14 protein-coding genes are annotated in these 14497 nt (G+C 61.6%); 9 read left to right on the plus strand and 5 right to left on the minus strand.

The window, feature by feature from the left end; genetic code table 11:
• Position 1: 1 nt before the first annotated feature.
• From LB558_RS00715 to LB558_RS00725, 3 genes are read right to left on the minus strand one after another with little or no spacing between them, the layout of a single operon-like run.
• A complete protein-coding gene (locus LB558_RS00715; RefSeq protein ID WP_224695660.1) occupies positions 2-1396 on the minus strand; it encodes a DUF6513 domain-containing protein in 1395 nt (464 codons plus the stop codon).
• Positions 1389-1940 (minus strand): flavoprotein, encoded by a 552-nt coding sequence (locus LB558_RS00720; RefSeq protein ID WP_127412445.1) that lies wholly within the window; start codon positions 1938-1940, stop codon positions 1389-1391. Before LB558_RS00720 ends, LB558_RS00715 begins: the two co-directional genes overlap by 8 nt.
• A 3-nt stretch (positions 1941-1943) precedes the next feature.
• Positions 1944-3773 (minus strand): (5-formylfuran-3-yl)methyl phosphate synthase, encoded by a 1830-nt coding sequence (locus LB558_RS00725; RefSeq protein ID WP_224695662.1) that lies wholly within the window; start codon positions 3771-3773, stop codon positions 1944-1946.
• Positions 3774-4023: 250 nt separating this feature from the next.
• Here LB558_RS00725 and LB558_RS00730 point away from each other — a divergent pair, with 250 nt between their 5' ends.
• From LB558_RS00730 to LB558_RS00755, 6 genes are read left to right on the plus strand one after another with little or no spacing between them, the layout of a single operon-like run.
• Positions 4024-5253 (plus strand): ABC transporter substrate-binding protein, encoded by a 1230-nt coding sequence (locus LB558_RS00730; RefSeq protein ID WP_224695664.1) that lies wholly within the window; start codon positions 4024-4026, stop codon positions 5251-5253.
• Between the two features lie 21 nt (positions 5254-5274).
• Positions 5275-6246, plus strand: coding sequence for a YVTN family beta-propeller repeat protein (locus LB558_RS00735; RefSeq protein ID WP_224695665.1), 972 nt, complete (start codon positions 5275-5277; stop codon positions 6244-6246).
• Positions 6247-6275: 29 nt separating this feature from the next.
• Positions 6276-6719: a hypothetical protein gene (locus tag LB558_RS00740; RefSeq protein ID WP_224695667.1), complete on the plus strand. Its 444-nt coding sequence runs from the start codon at positions 6276-6278 to the stop codon at positions 6717-6719.
• A 56-nt stretch (positions 6720-6775) separates the two neighbouring features.
• Positions 6776-7564: an ATP-binding cassette domain-containing protein gene (locus LB558_RS00745; protein WP_224695668.1), complete on the plus strand. Its 789-nt coding sequence runs from the start codon at positions 6776-6778 to the stop codon at positions 7562-7564.
• Positions 7565-7599: 35 nt separating this feature from the next.
• Positions 7600-8436, plus strand: a complete 837-nt coding sequence (locus LB558_RS00750) for an ABC transporter permease (RefSeq protein WP_050580490.1) — start codon at positions 7600-7602, stop codon at positions 8434-8436.
• Positions 8436-9065 (plus strand): hypothetical protein, encoded by a 630-nt coding sequence (locus LB558_RS00755; protein WP_224695669.1) that lies wholly within the window; start codon positions 8436-8438, stop codon positions 9063-9065. Before LB558_RS00750 ends, LB558_RS00755 begins: the two co-directional genes overlap by 1 nt.
• 16 nt (positions 9066-9081) lie before the next feature.
• On the opposite strand, the gene LB558_RS00760 is transcribed toward LB558_RS00755, so the two are convergent.
• Both LB558_RS00760 and LB558_RS00765 read right to left on the minus strand, forming a co-directional pair.
• A complete protein-coding gene (locus LB558_RS00760) occupies positions 9082-9282 on the minus strand; it encodes a hypothetical protein (protein WP_224695671.1) in 201 nt (66 codons plus the stop codon).
• A 199-nt stretch (positions 9283-9481) separates the two neighbouring features.
• A complete protein-coding gene (locus tag LB558_RS00765; protein WP_224695672.1) occupies positions 9482-10420 on the minus strand; it encodes a LysR family transcriptional regulator in 939 nt (312 codons plus the stop codon).
• A gap of 124 nt (positions 10421-10544) precedes the next feature.
• On the opposite strand from LB558_RS00765, the gene LB558_RS00770 reads away from it, so the two are divergent.
• Genes LB558_RS00770 through tkt form a run of 3 tightly spaced genes read left to right on the plus strand, consistent with a single transcriptional unit; the run spans position 10545 to position 14495 of the window.
• A complete protein-coding gene (locus LB558_RS00770; RefSeq protein WP_224695673.1) occupies positions 10545-11591 on the plus strand; it encodes a class 1 fructose-bisphosphatase in 1047 nt (348 codons plus the stop codon).
• Positions 11592-11599: 8 nt separating this feature from the next.
• The gene (locus LB558_RS00775; protein WP_224695674.1) at positions 11600-12472 is read left to right on the plus strand and encodes a phosphoribulokinase; all 873 of its coding nucleotides are present in this window, start codon (positions 11600-11602) and stop codon (positions 12470-12472) included.
• A gap of 10 nt (positions 12473-12482) precedes the next feature.
• A complete protein-coding gene (gene tkt / locus LB558_RS00780) occupies positions 12483-14495 on the plus strand; it encodes a transketolase (RefSeq protein ID WP_224695675.1) in 2013 nt (670 codons plus the stop codon).
• Positions 14496-14497: the final 2 nt, after the last annotated feature.

Consider the following 14497-nt stretch of genomic DNA (forward strand, 5'->3'; position numbering starts at 1 on the left):
CCTAGCGCTCTTTCCTCGCGCGGAGCGTCTTCCCCGGCTCGGCAAGACGGGTACGGTCGATTTCGGGAGCCGGCGCTGCAACGCCCCATGCGAGCGGCTCGTCCTGCACATAACGCTTGCCGAGCCGCCACGCGATCTCCGCTTTCATCAGTTCCGCGCCGAGGTAAAAAGCGTGTGCACCATCGGCGTTGACGTCCAGCCCGGCAAAGAGTTCGAACGCATCCGTGGCAACCGCATGCCCTTTGCTATTGAAAACATGGATGCCGTCCTCCGCTACCGCGATCCGGAAGTTGGCGTCGCGCACCTGGGCCGCCAATGCCCCGATGTCGTCGGTGGAGGCTGTGAAAGGCTTGCGATCGTGGATCTGCAACAGCCCTGGGTGATAGCCGCGCGGCAACGCGCCGTCCGTGCAGGCAGCCAACATGACGCGGCGGGCGATATCGTGCTCCTCGATCGTCCGCACCGTGTGTGGGCTGACATGCACCGCCAGCACGTTTCGGATCCGGAGTTCCGAGCAGAGTCCCGTTAAAACGGCCGTAACGCCGGAACTGTCCGCGTCGGTCAATTCGGTGAGATTGCCGGTGCCCATCAGCAATTCGACGTCCGGCCAGCGGCGCCGTGCCTCGATGAAGCGCCCGAGTGAAACGGCGAAGCCGAAATGGATCGGGTCGAGCACGGGATCGGCAATGAAGGCGACACCGGCCTTTTGCGCGGCTTCGATGGCCCGGCCGAGCGAATCCAGATCGCCAGGCGTGGACGGTATCAACACTGCCGTAGCCGTGTGATCGAAGATCAACGGCAGCGTGTTCTCATCGAGGCTGAGAAGATAGTCCGCGCCGGCGCGTGCCCCGATCGTCAGTTCGTCCACGCTAGCCGAATCGACGCTGACCATAAACCCCCGTGCCTTGAGCGCTCGCACAGCCTCCGCCAGCAACGGAAACGGCGTCTCCGGCAGGCAGCCCAGATCGATGACATCGGCGCCGGCCGCAGCCAACATCGAGGCCCTCGCCATCAGCGCCTCGACCGACAGCATCGGAGCATCGACGATCTCGGCGAAGATGCGCATATCGTGACGCGTCAGATCCGGCGGCTTGCCCGCCCGGCCAAGGAAGGCTGGAAGGTCAGCGATCTCGTCGGGGCCGCGCACAAAGGGCACGCCGAAATGCTCCGAAAGGTGCTCGATGTTTCCCCGGTAGCGTCCGGGCAGGATGACGCGGTCGACGTCTCCTGTCAGAGTGAGCCGACGCTTCACAATGTCCTCGCTCATCAGCGCGGCGACCTTGACGCCGACGTCGACGATTTCCCACGCGAATTCGCTTCTGCCCAGCCCGGCCAGCAGCCGTTCCAGCCGCGCCTTGGCCAGATGGCCGGTAAGAAAAACCAGCCGCTCAGCCATCGCTTGCGAGTTCGGCCTGGCGCCGTGTGAGCGAGGCTTCGAGATCAGCGAGCGACTCGACCACCTGGGTCCGCTCGAAACTCTTCAACTGCTTGGTATTTTCCAGGTCGATCCTGCGCGGATAGACCTTGACCAGCCCGTGCGGCGCCTGGGTCTCGAGTTCCGGCGCGGTGTCGCAAGCAAAGACGATGGCTGGCACACGGCACTTTCCCGCTTGGGCAAAGACATTGGTGGCAAGCGTGTCGGAAATGCCATGCACGCATTTGGCGACCGTGTTGGAAGTGGCCGGCGCCACTACGACCGTGTGATAGACACCGTGGTAGAATTCGCCGACCGGGATCGCGCTCGCGGTCTTGTCGTGCAGCACGCGCGTCGTCTCCGGGAAATCAAGTTTAAGCTTGTACATGCGCAGCACTTCGTTGGCGGCCTTCGACACGAAGACATCGCAATGTTCGAGTTGGCGAACAAGTGCGAAGCTCTCCGTAAAAAAATGCCCGGAACCCGTCAGAACCCACGCCCAGCGCGGCACATGCAGCTTCACCATCGGCTATCCCGCCTTCTTTGCCGACGACCCTGTTGAAGCCACGATCCGGATGCCGGGCAACTTGCCCAACGCGAGCATCGCGCCGGCCTCGGCAGCATCCTTCGGACCGGCGAGATGGAAATCGACGCCGTCAGGCAGCATGGCGGCAAAGCCTGGATCGACAATGCCTCGGGTCCTCAGGCTGTCAGCGGTATCGCCGTCGAAGAATGCACCGGTCTGCTTGATAAGCAACAGCGCGTTCGCGCTAAGCTTGCCGGCAAGCCAGGCGGCCAGAGAATCGGAGGTAATGTCCCAGGAGGCCGGAACATCCAGCGCCGGCAGTGCCAGTGACGACGGCAGCCACACCGGAACCTTCCCCGCCTCCAACGCTCGCCCGATCTCGTCCAGCGACCGGGCCGGCGTCAGCCTTTCGTCCCGGTCGAGGATGACATGGCCGAACTGCTCCATGGCCAGGATCGCCATGGCATGAGCGGCGGTGTCGGAAAAATCCATGCGGGTCTGCGTCTCGCGCACATGATCGGCAAAGAGCCCGCCGCCGGGCACGATGACGATCGGCAGCCTGGAACCCGCCAGCGCTGCGATCCAGCTCTTCATCTCCGCCGCATGGGCCGTGCTGCCGCCAAGTTTGACGATGGCCCTTCGGAGCATTTCGGGGCGTTCCTGGCGCGGCCGGAAAACAACGCTTCGGTCTTTTCGGCCAGCAGTGCCGGAGGCAGCACCGCGTCCCGCCGATTGGCGCTTGCGTTCGATTTCGACGCCGACGCCGCCAGGGCCGAGCTCGAGCTTTTCCACCCTTACCGTGACCCGCACGACACGCTGGTTCTCCAGGACGTGCGCTGCCACCTGCTCGGCCAAAGCCTCGCTGAGCTGAATATGTCCCCGCGCGACGATGGTGCGAATGCCGTCCATGATGATGTCGTAGGAGAACACATGGCGCATGTCCTCGGGATGATCGGTGATTTGCAGCACGTCGGCGGTCACATCAAAGCGCACTTTTTGAGTATGGCCATGCTCGAAGCTGTAGGCACCGATCTGAACCGGCAGTACAAAATCCCGCACAAAAATCCTGTCCGTGCCCAGTGTCGGATCGGTGTCCGGCGAATAGCCTCTCGCTGCCAACAGGCGATAGTCGATACTCGATTGACCGCCGGTCCCGGATTCCGCCGGGACCAACTCGCGAATCTGCGAGACCGCCTCGGCGCTGATCGAACTGGTGCGACCGGAATGGCCACACAGCGCCCCCCGAAAGCCGAGAAAATCGGGAGCGAAAGGCAATAGGCGCGGAATATCCGGAGCTTCCAGCGATCCACTCAGGCCGGCCATCAGACCGAGCGATTTCGTTCGATCGACGAATCCCGGAATACGCTCCGGCGGCAGATGATCGAGCAGCCGGCCCTTCCCCTTTTGCGCGGTATCGACCATCACGCCATGGAAGCGATGCCTGGCGAACATCGGCAGAAGCTCGAAGTCCGGCGCCAGATCGGCAAACAGCACGGCAATCAGCTTCGTTCGTGCGGCGAGCGGTTCGAGCGCCTGTGCGCAGGCAGAGATATTTGCCGAAGGAAAAAATCCGATCTTCACATAATCGACGCCGGTCGCCGCGATCTCTTCGGCCTTGATGCGGATCGTTTCGGGTTCCATCGGCAGGTCGCCGCAGACCGCGCTGACCGGAGCCCGACCAGCGATGAACGAAATCGTTCGGCGCATGGTTTCCGTGGACACCGCGCCCAGGGCTCCCGCCTTCGGGTCCTTCAGGTCGACGATATCGACACCTCCAGAAAGAGCGATCTCCGCCTCTTCGATGCCGGTGACGCTTGCCAGCATTCTGGTCATTTGAACAGTTTCTCCAGTTTGGAGGACAAGACGTTTTTAAAGAGGCGGTCGATACCCCTGGGCCACGTCACGTCGGTGTTGCCACGCGAATCGACGCCGGCGACTTTCCGCACCGTTCCGGCAGGCGCGAAAAGCCCCCCGATAGGGTTTGATAAATTTTGCGGGTCGGCTAAGCTGATCATGGGCACCTTGACTTGGCGCGGGGCCGGCAACCGTCGGACCTTTGCGCAAGAATGGGTAATTACTATCGATGACGAGCGCGGTGCCAGGCACTCTCGCTGCCTTTTTGTGCTTTTTTTCCCTGACCGTCAACGTTTCCGACGCGACAGGCCAGGAAACGGCGGCGAAGCCGGAAAAAGAGACAACTGAAATCAAGATAGGCTATTTGCGGGCCTACGCACCGCAATTGACGCTTTCCATGCTCGACCTGCCGCCACGTGACGAAGGTGTCGCCGGTGCCGAGGTGGCGATCGGCGACAACAACACGACGGGAAAGTTCACCAACCAGAAATTCAGCCTCGACGTGACCGAGATCAAACCCGAAGGCGACGCGGTTCGGGCATTCGAGGACATGATCGCCAAGGGCGACCGCTATGTGGTCGCCGATCTTTCAGCCAAACAATTGCTGTCGATCGCCGACATCGCCCGCGACAAAGGCGTGCTGATCTTCAACGTCGGCGCCACCGACGACAGCCTTCGCGAGGAGGACTGCCGCATCAATGTTTTCCACATCGCGCCGACGCGCAGCATGCTGGCCGATGCGCTGGCGCAGTATCTCATGGTGAAGAAGTGGCCGAATTGGGTGCTGCTCTATGGATCGCATGAGCAGGATCATCTCTATGCCGATGCGTTGCGCCGTGCGGCAACCCGCTTCGGCGGCCAGATCGTCGCCGAGAAGGAATTCAAGGACACCGGCACAGCCAGGCGCACCGACACCGGCGCCACGCAGATACAGCAGCAGATTTCCGTGTTTACGCAAGACTTGCCGGAGCATGACGTGGTGCTTGTCGCCGACGAAAGCGAGGTTTTCGGCACCTACGTGCCCTACCGCACCTGGACGCCGCGGCTGGTCGCCGGCACGGCCGGTCTGGTTGCATCTTCGTGGCATCCCGCCAGCGAACAATGGGGCGGCATCCAGATGCAGAGCCGCTTCCTGAAGACGACGAGCCGGCGGATGCTCTCCAAGGACATGTCGGCCTGGACGGCGGTGCGTGCCGTCGGCGAGGCCACCACACGCACCAAGGGCGACGATGCGAAAAAGATCGGCGACTACATACGCTCCGACGATTTTTCGGTTGCTGCTTTCAAGGGGCAGAAGCTGACCTTCCGCAAATGGAACCTCCAGCTTCGCCAGCCGATCTTGCTTGGCGACACCAAGTCGGTCGTCTCGACATCGCCACAAGAGGGCTATCTTCACCAGGTCTCTGAACTCGACACGCTCGGTGTCGATCAGCCGGAAACGAAATGCGCTCTCAAGTAGAGTCAATCGGGAGGAATTTGCGTGCAGAAACGAGCTTGCGCATTCGCCATTCTCGCGGCCGGCCTGACAGCCAGCCCGGTATCGGCCTATACCGCCTACGTTTCCAACGAGAAGGACAACACGATGACCGTCGTCGACACGGCGACGATGCAGGTGGTGAAGACCGTGGAGGTCGGCCAGAGGCCGCGCGGCATCACCATCTCGCATGACGGCAAATTCGTCTATCTATGCGCCAGCGATGACGATACGGTCCAGATCATCGATACCGCGACACTTGAAATCGTCGGCACGCTGCCATCCGGTCCCGATCCCGAATTGTTCGTCCTCTCGCCTGACGGCAAGACGCTTTATGTCGCCAATGAGGACGATAATCTCGTCACGGCCATCGACGTCGATAGCAGGCAGGTCCTGGCCGAGATTCCGGTCGGCGTGGAACCGGAAGGCATGGGTGTCAGCCCCGATGGCAAGACCATGGTCAATACCTCGGAAACCACCAGCATGGCGCATTTCATCGACACCGGCACGCATGAGGTGACCGACAACGTGCTGGTCGACACGCGCCCGCGCTTTGCCGAATTCAAGCCCGATGGCTCGCAGGTCTGGGTCAGCGCGGAGGTCGGCGGCACCGTCAGCGTCATCGACAACGCCAAACGCGAAGTGGTGAAGAAGATCCAGTTCGCGATTCAGGGACTGCGGGCCGAAACCATCCAGCCGGTAGGCATCGCCATCAGCGCCGATGGCAAGAAAGCCTATGTCGCGCTCGGCCCGGCGAACCATGTCGCGGTGATCAACACCGACACCTACGAGGTGGAGAAATACATCCTTGTTGGCCAGCGCGTCTGGCATCTGACCTTCACACCCGACCAGAAAACGCTGATCACCACGAATGGCAATTCCAACGATATCACCTTCATCGACACCGCCACCGACGAGCCGGTCCAATCGCTCACCGTGGGCCAGCAGCCCTGGGGTGTGGTCATTTCGCCCAAATAGCAGACATTGATCATCGGGAGGCTCAAGACATGAAACTTTGCCGCAGGTTTTTCTTCGCCGCGCTCGCCGGATTTGTCCTTGCTCCGATCGGAGCAAAGGCTGAGGATGCAACGTCAAAACCGTCGCGTGCCAGCAAGAACCTGCCGGAATTGATTATCGGTTCGGCCGACTCCACCTATGCCGTCAATCAGAAGGACTTCGAGCTGATCGCCGGCCAGGGCTATCGCTGGAAGATCACCTCCAAAGGCGGTTTCGAATACAAGTTCGTGACCGACCTCTTCCGCAATGTCTGGATGGACCAGATCGTCATCAACGATTTGGAAGTGCATATGGACGGCGGACCAGCCTGGCTGGAATTCGACGACGCGGGAACGATCCAGGTGCAGTTCCATACCGTTCGCCCGGGCGAATATATCTGGTCGGTTCCCGACCTCGCCGACAAGGGACTGAAGGGCAAGATTACGATCAAGTGAGACAGAAGGCGATCAGGGCGCCAGATAGCCAACGCGTCCTGAAGGAGCGACCCGGCATGCAGCATATGAGGACAAGCGGACCGGGGGACGAGGTGGCGGCGCTCGATGTTGGTGCCGTCAGCCATTCCTATGGCCAGAAGCGGGCGCTTAACGACGTCTCCTTCTCGATCGAACCTGCGACTTTCACCGTTCTGCTCGGCCTCAACGGGGCCGGCAAGACAACGCTGTTCTCACTGATAAGCCACCTCTACGACACGCGTCACGGATCGATCCGCATCTTCGGCCATGACATTCGCCGCGCGTCCGGCGAAGCACTCAGACGGGTCGGCATCGTGTTCCAGGCACGCACACTCGACCTCGACCTCAGCGTCTACCAGAATCTCTCCTACCACGCCTCGCTGCATGGCATTGGCGGACGCGAAGCGCGCCAGCGCATTGCCGCGCTGCTTGAAACGGTCGACATGCTGGGCCGCCAGCATGACAAGGCACGCAGCCTCTCCGGCGGTCAGATGCGGCGCATCGAAATCGCCAGGGCGCTGCTTCACCGACCTTCCCTGCTCCTGCTTGACGAGGCGACCGTCGGCCTCGACATCGAGTCTCGCGCGGGCATCCTCGCCACCATCCGCAAGCTCGTCCAGGCAGAGGGCATCGGCGTGCTCTGGGCCACGCATCTGATCGACGAAGTCGAAGACGCCGACCATGTCGTCATACTGCGGCGGGGTGACCTGGTCGCGAGCGGCAAGGTGTCGGATGTGATCCGTGCGAACGGCGGAAATTCGATTCGCGAAACCTTTTCGAAGCTCAGCCGCGTCGATGCGGCGGGCATGGCGGAGACGTCGCCATGAGCGCTCCTGCGATGCCCGGAAAGGTCGCTGGCGTCATGCCGGTGCGGTCTGAGCCATTCGGCCTGCGCCACTATCTTATTTGCCTGAAAGGTGTCGTCCTGCGCGAGTGCCTGCGCTTCCTGCACCAGCGCGAACGCTTCATTTCCTCGCTGGTCCGGCCGCTCGTCTGGCTGTTCATCTTCGCCGCCGGTTTTCGCCAGGTGCTCGGCGTGTCGATCATCCCGCCCTACAAGACCTATGTGCTCTACGAGGTCTACATCACACCGGGCCTTTGCGGCATGATCCTGCTGTTTTCCGGGATGCAGTCTTCGCTGTCGATGGTCTATGACCGCGAGATGGGCAACATGCGCATCCTGCTGGTCAGCCCATTTCCGCGCTGGTTCCTGCTGGTGTCGAAGATGCTGGCCGGTGTGGCCGTATCGATCGTGCAGGTCTACGCGTTCCTGATCGTTGCCTGGCTGTGGGGCGTCAAGGCGCCGCCACTCGGCTATCTCTACGTGCTGCCGGCACTGTTCTTGTCGGGCATGATGCTTTGCGCGCTCGGCATGCTCTTGTCTTCGCTGATCAAGCAGCTCGAAAACTTCGCCGGCATCATGAACTTCGTCATCTTTCCCGGCTATTTCGCGTCTCCGGCGCTGTATCCCTTGTGGCGCATCCAGGAGGCGAGCCCCCTGCTCTACAAGATCTGCCTCTGCAACCCGTTCACCTATGCCGTCGAACTGATCCGCTTTGCCTTCTACGGGCAGATCGAATGGCTTTCGCTGGGCGTCGTCGCCGGCTGCACGCTGCTGTTTCTGGGCGGCGCCATCATCGCATACGACCCTTCGCGCGGTTTGGTGATCCGAAAACAGGACATGGGAGGAAACGCCTGATGGCGCGAATGAGACTTGTTCACACTCTGGTTCTGGTCGCCACACTTGCCTCGATGGGAGGCGCCAGCGCGGCAAACACCGATCCCGACTGGCCCTGCATGCAGCGTAAGGTGCCACAGCTCTCGCTTGGCCAGATCTGGAATGGGCCGGAGCTTCCTGCGACCGCGAAGGACTGGGCGAAGGATCCCGGCGTGTCGGCGCTTGTCGATGCGGTGGCGGCCCGGCGGACGCCAATTGCCGAAGCCCAGAAGGAGATCAAGGATTTCGCGACTTCCCTGCCGCCCGAGCAGGTCGGACCAAAAATGACGATGCTGGTCCAGGGAATGTTCGACCACATGGACGCCGAGCGTTCGCACGTGATCTCCGGCATCTCCCGCTATGCCCACAAACAGCTGGAAATGGCGGCACAGTTGCGCAAGGAAGCATCCGAAGTCGACGCGCTGCGCGCCAAGGCCGATGCAGATCCGGACGATGTCGAACGGCGAACCGACCAGCTGAATTTCGCGACGCGAATTTTCAACGAACGCGTCCAGTCGCTGACTTATGTCTGCGATGTGCCGACGATAATCGAGCAGCGGCTTTACCAGTTGTCGAAGACAGTCTCGGAAACGCTCGTCGTGAAGAAATAGACCTTGGCCGCCTGTCTCATGACTCCCTGCCAGGCAGCACACGCCAGCGCTGCACGAAATAACCGGGATGCGTCTCGATCCACCTCGCCACCAGCGGCTGCGCCTGCATGAAGGCAGTCCCGGGATTCATCGCCAGACCGTCTACCATCTGTTCGCGTTGTTCGCAGGTCCGCGGTACATCCGTCAGGCAGACCATCATAACGAGTGTGTAAAGCATTACCCCTTTTCCCCATCGAATTCCCGAACCCTCCCCGGGAGGTTTCCGAACAGTCTGCAGGGGTTGCACATACAGATCGCCTACGGGTGTGAAAGGACGCGGCCCCAGCTCTTTCGCACTGCAACATAACATATCGCTTATGTAACGCCAACGATCGCGGGCGCTCCACCGAACTTTCAGCCCTTACGTTCGTGCAATGTCATCCCGCCCTGTCTGGATACAGCTTTCCGAAAAGGGGCAGGTACATCGCGCCCTTGCGCATCAGGAAATCGTTGAACGTAGCCATCGCCGGCGAGATTGCGTGATCGGTTCGCATCACCGAGAACCATTGCCGGCGGATCGGCATGCCGACAACGTCGAGGATGACAAGCCGGCCTGCCTCGGTTTCCGCAGCGATGGTGTGGGCAGAGATGAAGGCGATGCCCAGACCAGCCATCACCGCCTGCTTGATCGTTTCGTTCGAGGCCATCTCGACACCGAGGTCGTCGATGCGCCCAGGCACGTCGCTCAGGAATATCTCCAACGAGATGCGGGTTCCAGAGCCGGGCTCACGAATAAGGAAATGCTCCTCCGCGATCCGCTCCTTGGAGATATCGCGCGCCGCCACCAACGGATGGTCGGGCGGCGCGATGATGACCAGCGGATGATCGCCGAAGACCGAAGCGCGCACCGGAACCTCTTTCGCCGGACGCCCCATCAGCGCGATATCGATGTCGTGGTTCCTGAGGTTGTCGATCGTCTGGGCACGATTGCCGATGGCAAGCCGCATGTCGACGTAGGGATGATCCTTCATGAACGCAGCCATCAGCCGCGGCGCGAAATATTTGGCGGTGGAAACGACACCGAGCCTCAGGCTGCCGGTGCGTACGCCCTTGATGGCATCCATCTTGTCTTGGAGCAAACCGAGATGCTCCTCGATAGCCTGCGCCGTCTCGAAGAAAGCCAGACCTGCGGCAGTGGGACGCATGCCGTCCGATGTTCGGTCGAACAGAGCCAGCTGGAATTCTTCCTCCACTTGCCGCAGTTGGATTGTCAGCGCTGGAGGAGACAGACCTAACATCTTGGCCGCGCTGACAATTTTGCCGCACTTGATGATTGCCTGGATGGTCTTGAAATGCCTGAGCGTGAGGTTCCTCATGTCGCATACTAAATTATTTTTAGTGAGTCAGTAAAGTTATTGAATTTTACTTATCCACCGACCTTTGTTTCCATTCCTCCAGTCCATCCGCTCCGAGGAGATGCGGCCGGACCGGGAGGTTACGATGCCAGCGGCAACGCTCGACGCTTTTCTGAACTCCTATCTCGGCCAGCCTGACGAATTCCGCTCGGCAGTTGTGGCGACCGTCCGTCAGTTGACACAGGCCGCCATCAACGTCCGCAACACCATCAACCAGGGGGTGCTCGGCGCCGCCTTTGCCGAAACCCGTGGCGCCAATGCCGACGGCGACGTCCAGAAGGATCTCGACGTCTTCTCCGACGATATCTTCCTCGACGCCATGCGCCGCGCGCCGGTCGCGCTTTACGCCTCCGAGGAGCTGGAGCAGCCGGTCCTGCTGGACAGGCAAGCGCCACTCGCCATTGCGATCGACCCGCTCGACGGCTCTTCCAACATCGACACCAACGTGTCGATCGGAACGATCTTCTCGCTCCTGACCGCAACTGGCGCGCCGGACGCTGATCCGGCCGCCTCTTTCTTGCAGGCGGGCGTGAACCAGCTAGGCGCCGGTTTCTTCATCTATGGGCCGCAGCTGGCACTCGTCCTGTCGCTCGGCAGCGGCACGCATGTCTTCGTCTTCTCGACAAGGCTCGGCACCTTCGTCCAGGCCTATGAAAGCCGGATCATTCCGCAACGCACTCAGGAGTTTGCCATCAACGCCGCCAACTACCGGCACTGGGACGAGGCAGTGCGGCTCTATGTCGACGACTGCCTGGAGGGCACCGAAGGTCCGCGCGAGAAGGATTTCAACATGCGCTGGATCGCCTCTCTGGTCGCCGACTGTTACCGCATATTGATGCGCGGCGGCGTTTTTCTCTACCCCGGCGATCGGCGCAAGGGCTATGGTCAGGGACGGCTGCGCCTCGTCTACGAGGCCAACCCGATCGCCTTTCTCATAGAACAGGCTGGTGGTGCCGCCACCGACGCGATCACCCGCATCTTGGAAATCGAACCCGAAAGCCTGCATCAGCGCGTGCCGATGATCTTCGGGTCGGCGCGGGAAGTCGCGCGCATCACCCGCTACCACACGGAGCCGAGCAACATCGGTGAGCGTGCGCCGCTGTTCAGCCGCCGCGGCCTGTTTAGAGCCTGAGCAGCACCATGTCAGCCAAGCACCCCATCATCACCATCACCGGGTCGTCGGGCGCCGGCACGACCTCGGTCAAGCGCATCTTCGAGCTGATTTTCCGGCGCGAGAACATCGAGGCCGCTTTCATCGAGGGCGACGCATTCCACCGCTACGACCGCGCGGCGATGAAGGCAAAGGTGGCCGAGGAGGAAAAGGCCGGCAACCCGAACTTCACCCATTTCAATGCCGCGGCCAACGAACTCGGAATTCTCGAAGAGGTGTTCGCCGAATATGGCCGCCGGGGAACCGGCAAGACCCGCACCTACATTCATGATGAGGAAGAGGAAAAGCAGCACGGCACGCCACCGGGAACCTTTACCGAATGGCGCGAATTCGCTCCCAGCGACTTGCTCTTCTACGAGGGGCTGCACGGCTGTGTCGTCACCGACGCGATCAATTTGGCCAAGCATGCGGATCTAAAGATCGGCGTCGTGCCGGTCATCAATCTCGAATGGATCCAGAAGATCCATCGCGACCGTTCGACTCGCGGCTATTCCACCGAGGCGGTGATGGACGTGATCCTGCGCCGGATGCCCGACTATGTCCGCTACATTGTCCCGCAATTCTCGCAGACCGCTATCAATTTCCAGCGCGTGCCGATCGTCGACACGTCCAACCCGTTCATCGCGCGCTGGATTCCGACGCCCGACGAATCGATGCTGGTTATCCGCTTCGCCAATCCGCGCGGCATCGATTTTCCGTATCTGCTGTCGATGATCCACGACTCGTTCATGTCGCGGCCAAATTCCATCGTGGTGCCAGGCAACAAGCTCGATCTTGCCATGCAGCTGATCCTGACGCCGCTCATCCTGCAATTGATTGAACGCAAGAGCCGTGTGTCGTGAGGAGGATGCAATGACCAGCCAAACAGCACTGAAGCCCGTCACCACAACCGCTCCCGTCTCGGAGCGCGACATGGCGAACGCCATTCGCGTGCTGGCGATGGACAGCGTCCAAAAGGCGAATTCGGGTCACCCTGGCATGCCGATGGGCATGGCCGATGTCGCAACGGTGCTGTTCAACCGCTTCATCAATATCGATCCGTCGAGGCCGGACTGGCCCGACCGTGACCGTTTCGTGCTTTCAGCCGGCCACGGCTCGATGCTGCAATACGCACTGCATCATTTGCTCGGCTATGAAGACATGCAGGCCGAGGAATTGCAGCGATTTCGGCAGTTGGGCAGCCGCACCGCCGGGCATCCGGAATACGGCCATGCGCTTGGCGTGGAGACCACCACCGGACCGCTCGGACAGGGCATTTCCACAGCGGTCGGCATGGCGCTGGCGGAACGCATGCTTGCCGCCCGCTACGGTGCCGATCTGGTCGATCATCATACCTATGTGATTGCGGGCGACGGCTGCCTTCAGGAGGGAATCAGTCACGAGGCGATAGACCTCGCTGGTCACCTGAAGCTTTCCCGCCTGATCGTCTTCTGGGACGATAATGCGATTTCCATTGACGGGCCGACCTCCCTCTCCACGTCGATGGACCAGCCGGCGCGCTTCGAGGCCGCCGGCTGGGATGTCCAAAGTGTCGCCGGGCATGAGATGGAAGCAGTCGCCGCGGCAATCGAGGCGGCGCGGCGGTCGGATCGGCCATCGCTGATTGCCTGCCGCACAGTGATCGGCATGGGTGCCCCCAATCTCGGCGGTTCGGAGAAGACGCACGGCGCACCGCTGGGTGAAGCAGAGATCGCCGCGACACGCGAAAACATCGGCTGGGCTCACGCGCCGTTCGAGGTGCCGGATGATGTCCTTTTCGCCTGGCGCGAGATTGCCGGTCGCGGCGAAGCGATGCGGCGCGCCTGGGAGCAGCGGCTTGCCGCCTCGCCGCGGCGCGAGGCTTTTGAAAACGCCGTCGCCGCCGAACTGCCCGACACGGTCTTCGACGCGCTCGAAGCCTTTCGTCGCGAACATGTCGAGAAGGCAACCAAGGTGGCGACGCGAAAAGCCTCCGAAATGGCGCTGGAGGCCATCAACGGCGCAACGGAGTTGACCGTCGGCGGCTCGGCCGATCTGACGCACTCGAATCTGACGATCACCAAGGGCATGAACCGCATTGCGCCGAGTGACTATGCCGGCCGCTACATTCACTACGGCATTCGTGAGCACGGCATGGCGGCCGCCATGAACGGCATCGCGCTGCATGGAGGTTTCGTGCCCTATGGCGGTACGTTCCTGTGCTTCGCCGATTATGCGCGCGGCGCGATGCGGCTCTCGGCGCTCATGGGCCAGCGCGTCATCTATGTGATGACACACGATTCCATCGGCCTCGGCGAGGACGGCCCGACGCACCAGCCGGTCGAGCACCTTGCGATGCTGCGTGCCACGCCCAATCTCAACGTCTTCCGCCCGGCGGATGTCATCGAAACAGCGGAGTGCTGGGAACTCGCGCTAAAGAGCAAGGATCGGCCGAGCGTCCTGGTGCTGTCGCGCCAGAACCTGCCGATGCTGCGTCGGTCGCACAGCGACGAGAACCGCTCCTGCCAGGGCGCTTACATCCTGCGCGAGCCGGCAAAGCACCGCGCCGTCACCCTGATCGCCACCGGCTCGGAGGTCGAGATCGCGGTTGCTGCCGCCGAAAGGCTGGAGACCGAGCATAGCGTCGCTGCCGCCGTCGTGTCGATGCCGTGCTGGGAGCTTTTCGAGCAGCAGGAAAGCGCCACCCGCAAGGCCGTCCTCGGCTCGGCGCCGCGCGTCGCGGTCGAAGCGGCAGCCCGGCTGGGCTGGGACCGCTGGATCGGCGAGACCGGCGCTTTCGTCGGCATGACCGGCTTCGGCGCCAGCGCCCCTGCCCCCGACCTCTACCGGCATTTCAACATAACGTCCGAAGCGGTTGCTGCAGCGGCGCTGAAGCTCATCATCTAGGA

It is taken from the genome of Mesorhizobium sp. CO1-1-8 (assembly GCF_020164875.1).
GTDB lineage: Bacteria > Pseudomonadota > Alphaproteobacteria > Rhizobiales > Rhizobiaceae > Mesorhizobium.